This window comes from Rhizobacter sp. J219 (genome assembly GCF_024700055.1).
Classification (GTDB): domain Bacteria; phylum Pseudomonadota; class Gammaproteobacteria; order Burkholderiales; family Burkholderiaceae_C; genus Rhizobacter.
Genome location: NZ_JAJOND010000001.1, coordinates 3,687,137 through 3,703,246, shown reverse-complemented (window position 1 = coordinate 3,703,246; position 16,110 = coordinate 3,687,137). Strand labels below are relative to the sequence as shown.

The 16,110-nt window shown below is 68.1% G+C and carries 16 protein-coding genes and 1 pseudogene; 14 read left to right on the top strand and 3 right to left on the bottom strand.

Translation table 11 applies throughout. From position 1 onward, the window contains the following. Positions 1-120 precede the first annotated feature (120 nt). A complete protein-coding gene (locus LRS03_RS17500) occupies positions 121-1,236 on the bottom strand; it encodes an ABC transporter substrate-binding protein (protein WP_257827065.1) in 1,116 nt (371 codons plus the stop codon). A 182-nt stretch (positions 1,237-1,418) separates the two neighbouring features. Between LRS03_RS17500 and LRS03_RS17495 the strand changes: the two genes are divergently transcribed. Genes LRS03_RS17495 through LRS03_RS17470 form a run of 6 tightly spaced genes read left to right on the top strand, consistent with a single transcriptional unit; the run spans position 1,419 to position 6,558 of the window. After that, the gene (locus tag LRS03_RS17495) at positions 1,419-2,300 is read left to right on the top strand and encodes a pirin family protein (protein WP_257827063.1); all 882 of its coding nucleotides are present in this window, start codon (positions 1,419-1,421) and stop codon (positions 2,298-2,300) included. 25 nt (positions 2,301-2,325) lie between these two features. After that, the gene (locus tag LRS03_RS17490) at positions 2,326-2,772 is read left to right on the top strand and encodes a VOC family protein (protein WP_257827061.1); all 447 of its coding nucleotides are present in this window, start codon (positions 2,326-2,328) and stop codon (positions 2,770-2,772) included. Between the two features lie 45 nt (positions 2,773-2,817). Further along, positions 2,818-3,186 carry a glutaredoxin domain-containing protein gene (locus tag LRS03_RS17485; protein WP_257827059.1) on the top strand — a complete coding sequence of 123 codons (369 nt, stop codon included), beginning with the start codon at positions 2,818-2,820 and terminating at the stop codon, positions 3,184-3,186. Further along, entirely contained in the window at positions 3,183-4,619 is a 1,437-nt protein-coding gene (locus LRS03_RS17480) for an alpha/beta hydrolase (RefSeq protein WP_257827056.1), read from the top strand. Before LRS03_RS17485 ends, LRS03_RS17480 begins: the two co-directional genes overlap by 4 nt. Beyond that, a complete protein-coding gene (locus LRS03_RS17475; protein WP_257827054.1) occupies positions 4,616-5,389 on the top strand; it encodes an ABC transporter ATP-binding protein in 774 nt (257 codons plus the stop codon). Before LRS03_RS17480 ends, LRS03_RS17475 begins: the two co-directional genes overlap by 4 nt. Then, on the top strand, positions 5,386-6,558 hold the full coding sequence (locus LRS03_RS17470) for an ABC transporter permease (protein WP_257827052.1): 1,173 nt from the start codon (positions 5,386-5,388) through the stop codon (positions 6,556-6,558). Before LRS03_RS17475 ends, LRS03_RS17470 begins: the two co-directional genes overlap by 4 nt. A 121-nt stretch (positions 6,559-6,679) precedes the next feature. Here LRS03_RS17470 and LRS03_RS17465 read toward each other — a convergent pair whose 3' ends face one another. After that, entirely contained in the window at positions 6,680-7,813 is a 1,134-nt protein-coding gene (locus tag LRS03_RS17465; RefSeq protein WP_257827050.1) for an SMP-30/gluconolactonase/LRE family protein, read from the bottom strand. A 50-nt stretch (positions 7,814-7,863) separates the two neighbouring features. Between LRS03_RS17465 and LRS03_RS17460 the strand changes: the two genes are divergently transcribed. Next, the gene (locus tag LRS03_RS17460; protein WP_257827047.1) at positions 7,864-8,358 is read left to right on the top strand and encodes a GNAT family N-acetyltransferase; all 495 of its coding nucleotides are present in this window, start codon (positions 7,864-7,866) and stop codon (positions 8,356-8,358) included. A 345-nt stretch (positions 8,359-8,703) separates the two neighbouring features. Here LRS03_RS17460 and LRS03_RS17455 read toward each other — a convergent pair whose 3' ends face one another. Further along, complete coding sequence (locus LRS03_RS17455) at positions 8,704-9,111, bottom strand: DUF4902 domain-containing protein (protein WP_257827045.1); 408 nt, start codon at positions 9,109-9,111, stop codon at positions 8,704-8,706. A gap of 162 nt (positions 9,112-9,273) precedes the next feature. On the opposite strand from LRS03_RS17455, the gene LRS03_RS17450 reads away from it, so the two are divergent. From LRS03_RS17450 to LRS03_RS17420, 7 genes and pseudogenes are all read left to right on the top strand, one after another. Next, complete coding sequence (locus tag LRS03_RS17450) at positions 9,274-10,002, top strand: helix-turn-helix transcriptional regulator (protein WP_257827043.1); 729 nt, start codon at positions 9,274-9,276, stop codon at positions 10,000-10,002. 214 nt (positions 10,003-10,216) lie between these two features. Next, positions 10,217-10,375: pseudogene (locus LRS03_RS17445) on the top strand (LuxR C-terminal-related transcriptional regulator); the annotation flags it as partial. Continuing rightward, complete coding sequence (locus LRS03_RS17440) at positions 10,372-10,908, top strand: autoinducer binding domain-containing protein (RefSeq protein ID WP_257827041.1); 537 nt, start codon at positions 10,372-10,374, stop codon at positions 10,906-10,908. The pseudogene LRS03_RS17445 and the gene LRS03_RS17440, both read left to right, overlap by 4 nt. Further along, the gene (locus tag LRS03_RS17435; protein ID WP_257827039.1) at positions 10,905-11,522 is read left to right on the top strand and encodes a helix-turn-helix transcriptional regulator; all 618 of its coding nucleotides are present in this window, start codon (positions 10,905-10,907) and stop codon (positions 11,520-11,522) included. Before LRS03_RS17440 ends, LRS03_RS17435 begins: the two co-directional genes overlap by 4 nt. A gap of 90 nt (positions 11,523-11,612) precedes the next feature. Continuing rightward, positions 11,613-12,335 carry a helix-turn-helix transcriptional regulator gene (locus tag LRS03_RS17430; protein ID WP_257827037.1) on the top strand — a complete coding sequence of 241 codons (723 nt, stop codon included), beginning with the start codon at positions 11,613-11,615 and terminating at the stop codon, positions 12,333-12,335. Between the two features lie 295 nt (positions 12,336-12,630). After that, a complete protein-coding gene (locus LRS03_RS17425; protein ID WP_257827035.1) occupies positions 12,631-13,878 on the top strand; it encodes an HlyD family secretion protein in 1,248 nt (415 codons plus the stop codon). Between the two features lie 148 nt (positions 13,879-14,026). Beyond that, positions 14,027-16,105 carry a peptidase domain-containing ABC transporter gene (locus LRS03_RS17420; RefSeq protein ID WP_257827033.1) on the top strand — a complete coding sequence of 693 codons (2,079 nt, stop codon included), beginning with the start codon at positions 14,027-14,029 and terminating at the stop codon, positions 16,103-16,105. The last annotated feature ends 5 nt before the right edge of the window (positions 16,106-16,110 follow it).

The following is a 16,110-nucleotide window of genomic DNA, read 5'->3' as shown; positions in this document are numbered from 1 at the left end:
ACCGCTTTCACCACGACCTTGCAGCGGGCGAGGGGCGGGCGGGCCGAGCGCCGGGCCGCTCCCAAGCCGGCCCGCATCCCCGCGGGGGATCGCCCGATGTACCCATCGGGCGAGGGGCTGTCATCTCACGAAGCGGCCGTCGCGCGTGACCTGCACCAGCTCCACGAAACGCGAGCCGGTGTGGCTGCCGCCGCTGAAGTGGACGTCCATGCCGGAGACCCGAAGCTTGGTCGCGGCGAGCGCGCTGTGCAGCTTTTGGCGGTTGAGGTCGCGGCCCAGGCGCTTGAGCGCATCGAGCATCACGAGCGCGTTCACGTAGCCCTCGAAGCTGTAGTAGCCGACCGGCACCTTGGCGGCGGTGGCCAGCCGCCGGTATTCCTTGACCGTCGGGTCGACCTCGTTCCACGGATAGGGCATGACCTGCGAGATCGCCAGGCCGCGGGTCTTCTCGCCCACCACCTTGGCGATCACGTCGCCCGGCACCAGCGACATGCCGTAGAACGACGGCTGCTGGCCACGCGCCCACACCGCCTTCATCAGCTCGCCGCCCAGCGTGCCGCCGAGGTACATGAGGATGGCCTGTGGCTCGCCGGCCATCAGCGTGCCGGCCACGGCGGCGGCATCGGTCGCGTCGCCCTTCATGCTGGATGAGGCCACGGGCTTCAGCTGGTGCGCGGCGAGCGCCTTCTCGACCAGGCGCAGCGCTTCCACGCCGCCGGGGTTGTCGAGGTGGGCCACCGCGATCTTGGTGATGCCGATGGTCTGCAGCTGCTGGATCAGCACCTCGGCCTCGCGCCCGGTGGTGGCGCGCACGAAGTAGGCCGAGCCTTGTGCCTTGTCGCGCGCCGAGTCGGCCACCGCGTAGCCGCCGACGAGCGGAGCGCCGCTTTCCTTCAGCACCTGGCTCGCCGCCGCCGTGGTGCCCGAGCCCACGCAGGCGAAGAAGGCGAAGGCTTTGTGATCGGTCAGAAGTTTCTTGTAGTTGGCGACGGCCTTGTCGGGTTTCAGCTCGTCGTCCAGCGACACCACCCGCAGCTTGCGGCCGTTGACGCCGCCTTGCGCATTGGCCGCCTGGAAGGCGAGGTCGGCGCCGGCCAGCATGGTCTTGATCGGTGCCCCCAGCGGGCCGCCGAGGATGGCGCTGTTGCCGAGCACGATCTCGCTGGTGCCCTGGGCCCAGGCGGGAACGCCCAGGCTGGCCAGGGTGCCGGCGGCCAGGAAGTGTCTGCGTTGCATGTCGTCGTCCTTTGCCGAAGGGTCGGCGTCGTGCGCCGAATTAGTTGCTTTGCATAAGCAATCTGGGGCGCAGCGTACGCCGGTTGTCGGTGCATGGCGAGTAGGGCAACTCCACATCGTTTGAGCGCTGTGTGCAAAAAGTCTTGAGCCCGCGGGTTTTGGCGAGGCCTAGAGTGATCCCCATGAACACCACCTCCACCCCCACCGTGCTTTCAGTCGCCACCTCGCGCCGCGTCGAGCGGCTGGTGCAGGGCCAGCCCACCTCCGACGGCGACGGCGTGAAACTCACCCGCGTGCTGACGCAGCCGCTGCAGCGCCGGCTCGACCCGTTTCTCATGCTCGATGCCTTCGGCAGCGACAGCGCGTCCGACTACATCGGCGGCTTCCCGAGCCACCCGCACCGCGGTTTCGAGACGGTGACGGTGATGCTCGAAGGCCGCATGCGCCATCAAGACAGCGTGGGCAACGTCGGCCTGCTCGAACCCGGCAGCGTGCAGTGGATGACCGCCGGGCGCGGGATCATCCACTCCGAGATGCCCGAGCAGGAAGAGGGCCGCATGGCCGGCTTCCAGCTTTGGGTCAACCTGCCCGCGAAGGACAAGATGAGCCCACCGATGTACCGCGACGTGCCGCCGGCCGACGTGCCGGTCTTCACCCTCGACGGGGGTGTGACGGTGCGCGTGATCGCCGGCGTCAGCCACGGGGTGACCGGTGCCGTCACCCGCCCGACGACCGAGCCGCTCTACCTCGACGTCGCGCTGCCGGCGGGCACCTCGTTCGCGCAGCCGATCCCGGCCGGCCACAACGCCTTTGTCTACGTGTACGGCGGTGCGGTCGAGATCGAGGGCACGCGTGTCGACCGCGAGCGCATGGCCATCCTCGCCAACGACCCCGGCGCCGATGGTGTGCGGGTGACAGCGCAGGGCGCCGATGCGAAGCTGCTCGTCATCGCCGGCCAGCCGCTCCACGAGCCGATCGTGCAGTACGGGCCCTTCGTGATGAACACGCCGGCCGAGATCCACCAGGCGATGGCAGACTTCCAGCGCGGCACGCTCGCCGCGTAGACACAGAATCAAGGAAAGGCTGCCCATGCCCGAGGTCACCGGCATCGACCACATCTACATCACCGTCTCCGACCTGGCGCGCTCGAAGGCCTTCTACGACACGGTGATGTGCGAGGTGCTCGGCTTTCGCAGCAACAGCTTCGAGATCGGCGGCGACCGCCATGTGCAGTACTACAACCGCCACTTCGGCTACGTGCTGCGGCCGGCGCGCAGCGCGGCGGCCCACGACCCGTATGCGCCGGGCCTGCACCATTTCTGCCTGCGGGTGGAGTCGGTCGACGACGTGGTGGCCGCCTCGAAGGCCTTGCGCGCCGCCGGCATCGACGCCAGCGAAGCGCACCTGCACCCCGGTTATGCGCCCGACTACTGGGCCACCTTCTTCACCGACCCCGACGGCGTGCGGCTGGAGATCACCAACTACCGCGCCGAGCGGCGCGAGCGCCACGACCGCTGGAGCGAGTTGAAGGGATGAGTTGAAAGGCTAAGCTCGCGGCTTCGTTGTTTCCACGGAGCCCCGATGCCGCGTCCCATCCTCGACGAGTCCCAGGTGCACCCGGCCATCCGCGACAAGGTGGCCAACCTGCACGCCGACATCGTGCACAACGTGCGCTCGGCCGCGGCGTCGCACCCGGTGCTGGTGGTCGGCATGGCGCTCAACATCCCGGCGCGGCGCGCACGGCAGGCCCTCGATGCGGCCGGCGTGCCCTACCAGTACCTCGAATTCGGCGGCTACTTCAGCCAGTGGCGGCGGCGCAATGCGCTGAAGATGTGGACCGGCTGGCCGACGTTTCCGATGGTGTTCGTGAAAGGCCAGCTGATCGGCGGCGCGAATGACCTGCACAAGCTCATCGCGAGCGGTGAGCTGAAACGCCTGCTGGGGCAATGAGGCGTTCTCTTCTCGGCCTTGTCGTGCTGTGGACGCTGGCGGCACCGGCGCTTGCGGCCACGCCTGCGCCGTGCCGTGTCGACGGCTTGTCGCATCAGGCGCTGTGCGGCCAGGTGCAGCGTCCGCTCGATCCCTCGCGCGCCACCGGCCCGCAGATCGCGGTGCACTACGTGGTGGTGCCGGCGCTCGCGCGCAACAAGCTGTCCGACCCGGTGGTGCTGCTGGCCGGTGGGCCCGGGCAGAGCGCGATCTCGCTGGCGGGGCAGGTGATGCCGCTTTTTGCGCGGCTCAACAACCGGCGCGACATCGTCTTCGTCGACCAGCGTGGCACCGGCCGCTCGGCGCCGCTCGTGTGCGAAGACCCGCGCCGCCAGTCGGTGGCCGAGCAGTCCGACCCTGCGCTTCAGCTCGCACAGCTGCGTGTGTGCCGCGAGCGCCTGCAGGCGCTGCCGCACGGCGACCTGCGCCACTACACCACGCCGATTGCGATGCAGGACCTCGACGCCGTGCGCCGCGCCATCGGCGCCACGCAGGTGAACCTCGTCGGCGTCTCGTACGGCACGCGCGCCGGGCTCGACTACCTGCGCCAGTTCCCGCGCCACGTGCGGCGCCTGGTGCTCGACGGCGTGGCGCCGCCCGACATGGTGTTGCCGGCGAGTTTTGCGAGCGATGCGCAGGCCGCGTTCGAGGCGCTGCTGGCCGCCTGTGAAGCCGAAGCGGCCTGCCGGCGCGACCACCCCGGCCTGCGCGCCAGCTGGGCGGCCTGGCTCGCACGCCTGCCGCAGCCGGTGACGGTGCAGCACCCGCTGACGGGGCAGTCGGAAACGTTCACGCTGACGCGTGCGATGGCGATGTCGGCGGTGCGCGGTGCGCTCTACACGCCGGTGCTGGTGCAGGCGCTGCCGGTGGCGATGCACGAGGCCACGCTCGGCCGGCCGCAGGGCCTGCTGACGCTCGGCAGCAGCCTGACCGGCCGCAAGGGCTCGGGGCTGGCGATGGGCATGCACTTCTCGGTGGTGTGCAGCGAAGACCTGCCGCGGCTCGCTACAGCGCCTGAGGCTGCGGCGCAGGACTTCGGCGACGGGCGTGTGCTCTACGAAAAGGCCTGCGCCGACTGGCCGCGCGGCGAGCTGCCCGCGGCCTTCTATCAGTTGGGCACGAGCCCCGCGGCGGCGTTGCTGCTGAGCGGCGGGCTTGACCCGGCCACGCCACCTCGCCATGGCGAGCGGGTGGCGCAGGCGCTCGGGCCGAAGGCCCGCCACGTGGTGGTGCCGAACGCCGGCCACGGTGTGCTGGGCGTGGGCTGTGCGCCCGAGCTGCTGACGCGTTTCATCGACGCCGCCGACGAGAGCGCTGCGCTCGCGCTCGACACCCGCTGCGTGCAGGGCGTGCCGCGGCCGGCGGCGTTCCAGCCGGTGGGGAGCCTGAAGTGATCGAGGTGCAGGGCGTGGCCAAGCAGTTTGCCGCGGCACACAGCGGCTGGCGCTTCAAGCGCGGTGCGCCGGTGCAGGCCGTGCGCAACGTGAGCTTCACCGCCGCCGACGGCCGCATCACCGGCCTCCTCGGCCCCAATGGCGCCGGCAAGACGACGACGCTGCGCATGCTCGCCGGCCTGATGACGCCCGACGCGGGACGCCTCATGGTGGAAGACGTCGACGTGGCCCGCGACCCGCAGGCGGCGCAGGCGCGCATGGGGGTGTTGAGCGACGCACGCGGCCTCTACCCGCGCCTGAGCGCACGCGAGAACATCGTCTACCACGGCCACCTGCACGGCATGGGGCGCGAGGCGGCGAATGCGCGCGCCGAGTCGCTCGCCCAGATGCTGGAGATGACGCCGCTGCTCGACCGCCGCACCGAAGGCTTCAGCCAGGGCGAGCGCATGAAGACGGCGCTCGCCCGCGCGCTGGTGCACGACCCGCGGCACATCGTGCTCGACGAGCCGACCAACGGCCTCGACGTGGTGGCCACCCGCGCCTTGCGCGAGACGCTGCGCTGGCTGCGCTCGCCCGAGGGCGGGGCGAAGTGCATCGTCTTCTCGACCCACATCATGCAAGAGGTGGAGCGGCTGTGCGACGAGGTGGTGGTGGTGTCGCATGGCGCCACGGTGGCGCACGGCACGGTCGACGAGCTGCTGGCGCAGACCGGCGAGCGCGACTTCGAGCAGGCGTTCGTGAAGCTGGCGTTTCCGGAGGTGGTGGCATGAGGGCCGTCGCGCTGGCGCTGGTGGTGATGCGCAAGGAGCTGGTCGACGCACTGCGCGACCGGCGCACGCTGTTGCTGGTGCTGATCTCGGCGGTGCTGCTCGGGCCGCTGGTGCTGGTGGCCTTGTCGAGCCTGCTGGCGTCGTTCGAGGAACGCGCCGAGCGGCGCGAGGTGGTGGCGGTGGGCCTGGAGCATGCGCCGGGCCTGGCCAACTTCCTCGCGCGGCAGAGCATGACGGTGAAGCCGGCGCCGAGCGGCTACGAAGACCTGCTGCGCCGCTCCAAGCTGCACGAGGCGGTGCTGGTGGTGCCGGCGGGGTTCGAGGCGGCGCTGCTGCGCGGCGAACAACCGCAGGTGGAGGTGGTGCTCGACAGCGGCAACCGGCCCTCGCAGGCGAGCGCGGCGCGCTTGTCGCGCCTGCTGCAGGCGTATGCGCGCGAGCGCGGCTCGGTGGGGCTGATGCTGCGCGGCGTGTCGCCGGAGCTGCTGTCGCCGCTGGCGGTGCAGGAACGCGACCTCGCGAGCACGCAGGCGCGGGCGGCGCAGCTCACCGCGATGCTGCCCTTCTTCATCATGATGGCCGTGCTCTATGGCGCGCTCAACGCGGCGCTCGACACGACGGCCGGCGAGCGCGAGCGCGCCTCGCTGGAGCCCCTGCTGATGACGCCGGCGCCGCGTGCCGCGCTGGTGCTCGGCAAGTGGGCCGCGGTGTCGCTGCTGGCGATGCTGATCGCGGTGCTGAGCTGCCTGGGCTTCCTGCCGGCGCAGTGGCTGCTCCGCAGCGACACGCTGCAGGCGATGTTCCAGTTCGGGCTGGTCGAGGCGCTGTGGTTCCTGGCGGTGCTGCTGCCGTTTGCCGCGGCGCTGTCGGCGCTGCTGATGGCGGTGGCGATCCGCTGCAAGACCTTCAAGGAGGCGCAGGCGGCGAGCACGGGGGTGGTGCTCGCGGTGTCGCTGCTGCCGCTCGTCACCACCTTCAACCAGAGCGGCGAAGCGCCCTGGCACCTGTGGGTGCCGGCGCTTGCGCAGCAGACGCTGATGAGCAAGGTGCTCAAGGGCGAGAGCGTCGGCGCCGAGCAGCTGCTGGTGCCGGTCGTCGCCTGCGTGCTGCTGACGGCGATCGGCGTCGGCTTCGTCGCGAGGCGGCTGCGCGGCGCGGCGGTGCGCTGACCCTTCGCGCTGACTTTCGCACGCGCGAAGCGCCGTGCCCCCTCAAGCAACGCCCGCGGATCCGGCTTTGCCGGTCCGCAGGGTGGCGCCCCCCGGGGGCAGGAGCGCAGCGACTGGGGGGCTATTCCAATCCGGCTTTCTTCTTGTCGAGCCAGCCGAGCGACTTGGCGTGCAGGCTCTGGATGTAGAGCCGGTCGTCGCTCTCGGTGACGGCGGTGGTCTCGGGGTAGGTGCCGGATGGGTCCTGCAGGTCGAGCAGCACCTTGCCCGATTCATCGAACGCGACCACGTGCCCGTAGGCCGGCGGCACCGGCCACAGGGCCTTGGGCAAGCGCATCGAGAGCGACCGCAGCCAGGGCTTGCCGGCGCTGTTGTCGATGAAGGCACCGCGAGGTTTGACGAGGCCCATCCACACACGGCCGTCGTGGCCGCGCATCAGGTTGTCGGGGTAGCCGGGCAGGTTGTCCATCAGCACGCTGGCGCCGGCCTGCGGGGCTTTGGCGCTCAGCCTGGCGGCGCCGGTCGAGACCTTCCAGATGCGGTACTCGCCGGTCTCGGCGACGAAGAGGTGCTGCTCGTCGGCCGACAGCGCCACGCCGTTGGGGAAGCACAGGTCGGCGAGCATCACGCGCGTTGTCTGGGTGGCCGGGTCGTATTCGAGCAGGCGGCCGGTGGACTGGTGCTCGACGATGTCGAGCACGCTCGCGTTGAAGGTGCCGCCCCAGGCCTTGGCGCCGAAGCGCTGGCTGGCGTCGGTGAAATAGACCTTGCCGCTCTTGGCGACCACCACGGCGTCGGCATAGGCGATGGGCGTGTTGTCGACGCGGTCGGTGAGCAGCTCGAGCTTCGCATTGGCGCCACTTCCGGTGGCGCGGTAGAGGCCGCCGTGCGGGCCGGCCATCGGGTCGGCGATGACGAGCGCGCCATTCGCATCGAAGTCGAAGCCGAGCGGGCGGCCGCCCGTCTGCAGCACGACCTCGCGGCCCGAGCCGTCGGGGCGCATGCGCAGGATGGCGCCGCTTTCGACGGCGATGTAGAGCCAGCCGTTGCGCAGCACGATGTGCTCCGGGCCACGATGGCTGCCGAGGTCGACGGTCTGCAGGCCGGCCAGGCGGGTGTTGGCCGTGTGCACGCCGGTGTAGCCCGGCGAGGCCTGCACTGCCCACGCGACCGGCTGCACCGGCACCGGCCACATCAGCAGGTAGGCCGCGAGTGCGGCGACGACCACGGCCAGGGCGAGCAGGATGCGGCGCATCGGAAACCTCCTCTTTTGAAATGGGGCCCGAGTATGCGCATGATGGGCACATGAATCAGCCCGTTGCATCCCTGAGCCTCACGTGGCGCATCGCGCGCCTGGAAGATCTCTCGCCCCTCGAACTGGCGCGCCTGTACCGTGCGCGGCAGACGGTGTTTGCCATCGAGCAGAACAGTCTTTACCTGGACGCCGACAAGGCCGATGAGCAGTCGTTTCACATTGCCGCGTGGGCTGCGGGCCACGAGTTGCCGCTGGCCTGTGCGCGGCTGGTGGACCCGGGCGTGAAGTACGCCGAGCCGTCGATAGGCCGCGTGGTCACCACCGCCGCGGGCCGTGGCAGCGGGCTCGGCCGCGAGCTGGTGGCGCGGGTGCTGCGGCTCTCGGCCGAGAGGTTTCCGGGTTTGGGCAATCGCATCTCGGCGCAGTCGTACCTGCGGCGCTTCTACGGCAGCTTCGGCTTCGAGGCGGTGGGCGAGGACTACCTGGAAGACGGCATCCCGCACATCGAGATGGTGCTGCCCGCGCAAGCACCGGCGCGTCAATGACAAGTTCTTGGCATTGGCGGCCTGGGCGCCGCTGCGTAGCCTTGCGGGTGTTGCCACTGGGCAACCGCATGGATCCCTGCTCCACGAGAGAGGGGCCGGCGTGGACAGGCTCCCGCGCCAGGGAGGACACAAGGGACGCGTGAGGCCTGCCGGCACCGGCGGCCGCCACGCACGGGCCCGAGGGTCTGGCCACGTCGGCATTCCATCGGCCCGGCTCACCGCTTGCCGGGCTGCACCACGATCCGCATCGGGTCTCCAACGGGTTGCTCGCGCAACCTGCACCTACCGGGGTGTTTCCCAGGCCACCCGTGCCCGTGCGGTGGCCTGGTCTTCTTTCTTCTTTCCTCAGTGCTCGACCCGCTCCAGCGCGCGTTGCACCTCGCTCTGCCAGGGCAGGGCGTGCACCAGCTCGTTCAGGCACAGCGTGGCCTCGAAGCCGGTGAGCACCTTGCCTTTGGCGCCGACGAACTGAAGGTTGGTGACGAGCCCGAAGGGGTCGGCCATCGCGACCACGCCCTCCTGGATCTCGACCCAGTCCCAGGCCACGCCGGCCGCGCCTTCGCCTGATGGGCCGCCCCACAGCGTCTGGCCGGTGGTGGGGCTGTCGGCGTCGCCTGGTCTGAGCACGCGGGTTCCGAGGTGCACGAAGTTGAGTTGCGGGGCCTGCGTGATGGGGCAGGTGACGGGCGGCCACGCACACACGATCCATGCGGGCGCGGCGTTGGATGGAGGTTTGGACAGTGGGCGCAGCATGAGAGTCCGGCGGTTGTTGGAGTGGGGGGCATGGTGCGCACAAGCCGGTGCCTTCGCAGCTGTCAACCCTGCCAGCTGTCAGACATGACAGGTGTAATCTGTGGCAGGTCGCAGCGGTCGCAGGCGACCCGCTCACAACAAGTGCCTTCAGGCCAGGCAGGGATGGATCAGGATTTCCAGCAGGGCGATTACCTCGCGGTGATCGAGGTGTCGACACCAGACGAGCTGCAGGCGAGCGTCGTGCGCTTCGCGCAGCGTTTGCAGTTCCAGACGGTGTCGCTCACCACGGTGGTGGAGCAGGCTGGTGCCGAGCCCGAGTTCCGCTCGGTGCACAACACGCCCGCGGCCTACCGCGAGAGCTTTGCCAACCTCGATGATGCGAAGCTCGATCCGGTCAGCCAGCACTGCAAGCACAGCCACCGGCCACTGGTGTGGGACCAATCCACCTACGTGCACGCCGGCCGGGGCGAAGCCTGGGAGTACCAGGCGCAGTTCGGCTACCGCACGGGAATTGCGGTGGTGCACCATCTGTCCAACGGCCGGCACATGATGTTCGGTCTCGACCGCGAAGCCCCGCTCCGGCCCGACTCGCCCGAAGTCACCCGCGCGCTGGCCGCGGCGCAACTGTTTGCGACCTATGCGCTGGAGCCGGCGATGCGCCTGCTCGCCCCGCCCGAGCTTGAGCAGCACAAGGGCGTGGCGTTGTCAGCGCGCGAGCTGGAAGTGCTGCGCTGGACGATGGAAGGCAAGACCGCCTGGGAGATCGGGCGCATCCTCGGCATCGCGGAAAACACGGCCATCCGCCATGCCCACAGCGCCTCGCGCAAGCTCGGGTGTTCGAGCAAGCACCATGCGGTGGTGAAGGCGTTGAGGTTGGGGTTGATTCAGTGAGGCTGCGGAATGGAAAGCATGCTGCAAAGCGAATACATCTCGGTTTGGATCGCGACCAAGCATTGCCAACCTGCCCCTCGGAGATCACCCGGATGACCGCGGCGCTGCAGCTGTACGCCGCCTACGTCCAGGAGGCGTCGACTCAGGTTCTGTTGCCCTCAGCCGTTCCCCAGGAGACGGTGGCCCTGACCCCACGTGAGTTGAAACCCTTCGGTGGGCGATGGAAGGCAAAACGGCGTGGGAGGTCGGGCGCATTCTTGGGATCGCCGAAGACACCGTTGCGCGTCACGCCCACCGTGCGGCGCGCAAGCTGGATTGCTCGGGCAAACTCCCTGCGGTGGTGAAGGCGTTGAGACTGGGGTTGATCCATTGAAGCTCGGTGAAGACTATTTGTCCGTTCTCGGCTCCAAGACCAAAGGCGCTCTGCTGGCGGAACTTGTGCGCTTCTCTCACCAGCTTGGCTTCGAGTATGTGTCGGCGATGAGTGCATTCGACCATGCGGGGGGTGAGCCGGAATTCATCTCGGTCGACAACACCCCCGAGGGATATGTCGACGCGGCAAACGACCTCGGTGCCGGGAAGCGCGATCCGGTGATGCAGCATTGCAAGTACAAGAGCGTCCCCATCGTCTGGAATCAGGCGACTTACGTGGAAGCGGGCCAAGCCACGAAGTGGGAGCAGCAGGCTCAGCATGGATATGCCTGCGGAATTGCCTGGGCGATGCACATGCCGGCTGGCCGTCACTTCGTGTTGGGAGTTGATCGAGCCCAGGCGTTGCCGGCGTGTTCTGCAGAGCTGTCGCGAATGGTTTCGACGCTTCAGCTTTTTGCCGTCCATGCGCAGGAAGCCATGAGCGCCCTGGTGGAGGCTTCGCGGATCACCGGGCCAGCGTTGACCAGACGGTGACCGCCTCCGTCGTCGTGGATCACCTCGTCGGAGATGCCGAGTTCGCCTGGGTCGACAACGCGCCTGCTGCCTACCGTGAGGGCAGGGAGGACCGCGATACCGCAAAGCGTGACCCGGTGATGCAGCACTGCAAGCGCAGCAGCTTGCCCATTACCTGGAGTCAAGCCACATACATCCAAGCTGGGCAGGGTGACGTGTGGGAAGAGCAGGCCCGCTTCGGCTATCGCCACGGGATTTGCTATGCGATGCACCTCCCGGAAGGGCGGCATTTTCTGTTTGGTGTTGATCGCGATCAGCCATTGCCGGGGGATTCAGCGCAGACAACGCGCATGGTGGCGTCGTTGTTGATGTTTGCGGTCTATGCCCAGGATGCGTCGATGCGTATCCTCTTGCCCGGGCTCTCGGCGCGCCAAGAGCCTCCTCGCCTGACTCCCAGGGAACGGGAGACGATGCAATGGACGCTGGAAGGCAAAACCGCCTGGGAGGTGGGCCGAATTCTGGGTATCGCCGAAGACACTGTGGCCCGTCACGCGCACAGTGCGACTCAGAAGCTGGGCTGTGCGAACAAGCATCATGCAGCGGTGAGGGCGCTGCGGTTGGGGCTGATCCGGTAGGGGTGCCGACCCGATGTTTGGAGTTGTCCTTTCGTATGATGGACGGCGCGCGCTGCCTGCGAAGGTCGGAACAAGTTGGGAGTCAAGCTCATGTCAAGCCTGCTTCAGAGTGGCTACTTGTCGGTTCTTGAGATCAAGACCAAGGACGAGTTGGAAAAGCATGTGGTGCGCTTTGCTCAAGAGCTGGGCTTTCAAACGGTCACGGCCATGACGGTCATCGATCACTTTCTCGGCGAGCCGGAGTTCCTCTGGATCGACAACGCTCCCTCCGGTTACGCACCGCTCGCCGACGATCCCAATTGGGGAAAGCGTGATCCTGTGATGCAGCACTGCAAGCACAAGAGCGTGCCCATCATCTGGAATCAAGGTACCTATGTGGCGGCGGGGCAAGCCGAGAAGTGGGAAGAGCAGGCACGCTTTGGCTACCGTCACGGAATCGGCCTGACCTTGCATATGCCAGAAGGCAGGCACTTCATGCTGGCTGTCGATCGTGATCAGCCTTTGCCGAAAGACCCGGCGGTGGTTACCCAGATGGTTGCGGCGCTTCAGCTGTATGCCGTTCACGCACAGGAAGCGTCTACGCGCGTGTTGCTGCCGGCGGTCCCGCCGTCAGACGCACCTTCGCTGACACCTCGTGAGCTGGAAACGTTGCGCTGGACGATGGAAGGCAAGACGGCCTGGGAGGTCGCCAACGTTCTTGGCATCAGCGAGCGCACCGCGGTGCTGCATGCGAACAACGCGATGCACAAATTGGGTTGCGTCAACAAGCATCAGGCGGTCTTGAAGGCTTTGCGCCTCGGCTTGATTCGTTAGTGCGTTCCGGCTCCCAGGGATTCCACTAGAGGCATCCCTGTAAGAGCTGACAGTTACGCGTAGCTGACGCGGCTGCTGCAATGGATTCTGTGCACTCCTCCTGGTGCACGGCCAAAGGAGCAGACCATGCAATCTACGACCAAGCCCCGCGTTCCGACCTCTCCCGCCCCTGCCCGTTCGTCGCAACCGCAGCCAGGTCAGACGCCATCGAAGCCGCAGCCGCTCGCTCCTGAGCTTCTCGACCATGTTTCCGGTGCCGGTGGCCCGGGTAGAAACTGGTAACCAGAGGCGGGCCATGCCCTCCCTCTTCCGCCCTGAAGTCGTCGAAGGCCGACGGCAACAGTGGCTGGGCAGCATCCAGCTGATCCGGCCGGTATCCCTCGCCGTGCTCACCGCTCTCGTCGCCCTCACGGCGGCGGCGGCGGCAACATACCTATCGCTCGGGGAGTACACGCGCAAAGCACGTGTGAGTGGATACCTGGTTCCGGATCGCGGGGTGATCCGCCTTGTGCCGCCGCAGGCTGCGACTGTGGTCGAGCGGCACGTGTCGGAAGGGCAGGTGGTCAAGCGTGGCGACGTGCTCTTCGTGTTGTCGATGGAGCGGGCCACGCTCCGCGGCGACACGCAGGCCGCCGTGCAGGCCTCTCTCGCGGCGCGAGAGAGGAGCCTCAAACAGTCGACCGAACACCAGCAGCGCCTGCAGCAATCGCAGGCGTTGGCCTTGCAGCGGCAGATCGCCGACATGCGCGGCGAGCTGGCGCAGATCGAGGCTGAGGCGGCCCTGCAGGCGCAGCGCCTTGCGCTCGCGCAGCAGGCGCAGGCGCGATTGGAATCGCTGCGCAATGACAATTTCGTGTCAGCGGCACAGGTGCAGACCAAAGCCGAAGAGGTGCTGGGCCTGCGCGCGCAGCTGCAGGGCCTGGAGCGCCAACGTGCCGCGCAGCAGCGCGAGATCGGCACCCTGGAGGCGCAGGCGCGCGAACTGCCGCTGCGCATGCAGGCGCAGCAGGGCGAGCTGGAGCGCGACCTTGCTGTGGTGGCGCAACGCTCGGCCGAAAGCGAGGCGCAGTCGCGCCTCGTGGTGCGTGCACCCGAAGACGGCATGGTGACCGCAGTGGTGGCCGAACGCGGCCAGCCGGCCACGCCGGGCGTGGCGCTCGCGAGCCTGGTGCCGGCCGACGCCAAGCTGCAGGCGCATCTCTTTGCGCCGTCGAGCGCCGTGGGTTTCGTGCACGCGCAGCAGGCCGTGCAGCTGCGCTACCAGGCCTATCCGTATCAGAAGTTCGGCCACCAGGCCGGGCAGGTGCTGCAGGTGTCGCGCACGCCGCTGCAGACGGCCGAGCTGGCCGGGCTGTCGCTTCCTGCGAGTGGCGAGCCGCTGTATCGCATCACCGTCTCACTCGATCACCAGGCGGTGCAGGCCTATGGCCAGGCGCAGCCTCTGGCTCCTGGCATGCAACTCGACGCCGATGTGATGCTCGACCGCCGTCGCCTGATCGAGTGGATCTTCGAACCCCTGTTGAGCGTGACGGGGCGCGTATGAACAGCCAAGGAAACGACGGGCCGTCCCAAGTTTCCTTGACCGCCTTGGGGGGCGGGCTGGGCGAAGCCCGGACCTGGGGGCAGCACTTTCTCGAGCTGTATTGATGCTGGACTCACTCCACCTCGGTTGGGGCGCGCGACGCGTTCCGATGATCCTGCAGACCGAGGCCGCTGAATGCGGCCTCGCTTGCTTGGCGATGGTCGCGGCGCAGCATGGCCTGCGCACCGACCTGCCGACCTTGCGCAAGCGCTTCTCGCTCTCGCTCAAGGGCGCGACGATGGCCGACCTGGTGCGCATGGCCGGGCGCATGCAGCTGAGCCCGCGGCCGCTGCGGGCCGAGATGGAGCACCTGCCTCAACTGGCGCTCCCTTGTGTTCTCCACTGGGACCTGAATCACTTCGTCGTGCTGACCGAGCTGAGCGGCGACAAGGCCGTGATCCACGACCCGGCGCGGGGTGTGCGCCGTTTGGCCTTGTCGGAGGTGAGCCAGCATTTCACCGGCATCGTGCTCGAACTCTCGCCGGCGCCGGACTTCAAGCCGACCGAGGAGCGACAGTCGATCGGCATGCGCCAGATGCTCGGGCGTGTGACGGGCCTGCGCCGTTCGCTCGGCCAGATCTTCGTGCTGGCGCTGGCGCTCGAAGCCTTCATGCTGCTGTCGCCCTTCTTCATGCAGTGGGTGGTCGACGGTGTGCTGGTGAGCGCCGACCGCGACCTGCTGCTCACGCTCGGCCTGGGCTTCGGCCTGCTGGTGCTGGTGCAGGTGGCGACCGGTGCGATCCGCTCGTGGGCGGTGCTGTACCTCTCGTCGACGCTCAACCTGCAGTGGCTGGGCAACGTGTTCGCGCACCTGATGCGGCTGCCGGTGAGCTGGTTCGAGAAGCGCCACACCGGCGACATCATGTCGCGCTTCGGGGCCATCCAGAAGATGCAGGAGACGCTGACCACGAGCTTCATCGAAGCCGTGCTCGACGGGCTCCTGGTGGTGCTGACGTTTGCGGTGATGTGTGTCTACAGCGTGACGCTGGCCACCATCGCCGCCGGCAGCGTGGCGGTCTATGCGCTCTTGCGCTGGGCGTTCTTCCGGCCGCTGCGCGAAGCGACCGAAGAGGAGATCGTGCACACGGCCAAGCGCTCGACGCACTTCCTCGAATCGCTGCGCGGTGTGCAAAGCATCAAGCTCTACAACCGCCAGGAAGACCGCCACGCAGAGTTCATGAACAAGGTGGTCGACGCGATGAACGCCAACATCGCCACGCGCAAGCTCGACCTGCTGTTCGGGGTGTTGCACAAGCTGGTGTTCGGCCTGGAGCGCATCGCGGTGATCTGGGTCGGCGCGCTGCTGGTGATGGACCAGCGGTTTTCGGTGGGCATGCTGTTCGCGTTCTTCGCCTACCGCGAGACGTTTTCGCAGCGGGTGAGCGGGCTGATCGACAAGGTGGTCGAGCTGAAGATGCTCAAGCTGGAAGGCGAGCGCCTGGCCGACATCGTGCTCACTGCACCCGAGGCCGAACCCGACGTGCCGGCGCGCGAGCGCAGCGAGCAGCCGGCACGGCTGGAGTTGCGCAACGTCAGCTTCCGCTACTCCGACAACGAACCCGAGGTGCTGAAGGACGTGAGCTTCGTGATCGAACCCGGCGAGTCGGTGGCGATCTCGGGGCCCTCGGGCTGCGGCAAGACGACGCTGCTCAAGGTCCTGCTTGGCATCCACGAGCCGCAGTCCGGTGAAGTGCTGGTGGGCGGTGTGCCGCTGCGCCAGCTGGGCCTGCGCAGCTTCCGCGACATGGTGGGCACGGTGATGCAGGAAGACCAGCTCTTCGCCGGCAGCATCACCGACAACATCAGCTTCTTCGATGCCCATGCCGACCCGGCGTGGGTGGCCCAGTGCGCACGGCTCGCCGCGGTGCACGACGAGATCGAGGCCATGCCCATGGGCTACCACACGCTGATCGGCGACATGGGCGCCAGCATTTCCGGCGGGCAGAAGCAGCGCATCCTGCTGGCCCGCGCGCTCTACAAGCGGCCGCAGATCCTGTTCCTCGACGAAGCGACCAGCGCGCTCGACGTGGACCGCGAACGCCTGGTCAACCAGGCGGTGCGCCAGCTCGACCTTACCCGCGTGATCGTGGCGCACCGGCCCGAGACCATCGCCTCGGCCTCGCGCGTGATCGTGCTGAAGGACGGGCATGTGGCCCAGGAGCTTCGCACCGTGGGTGCGGGCCGCTGACCGTT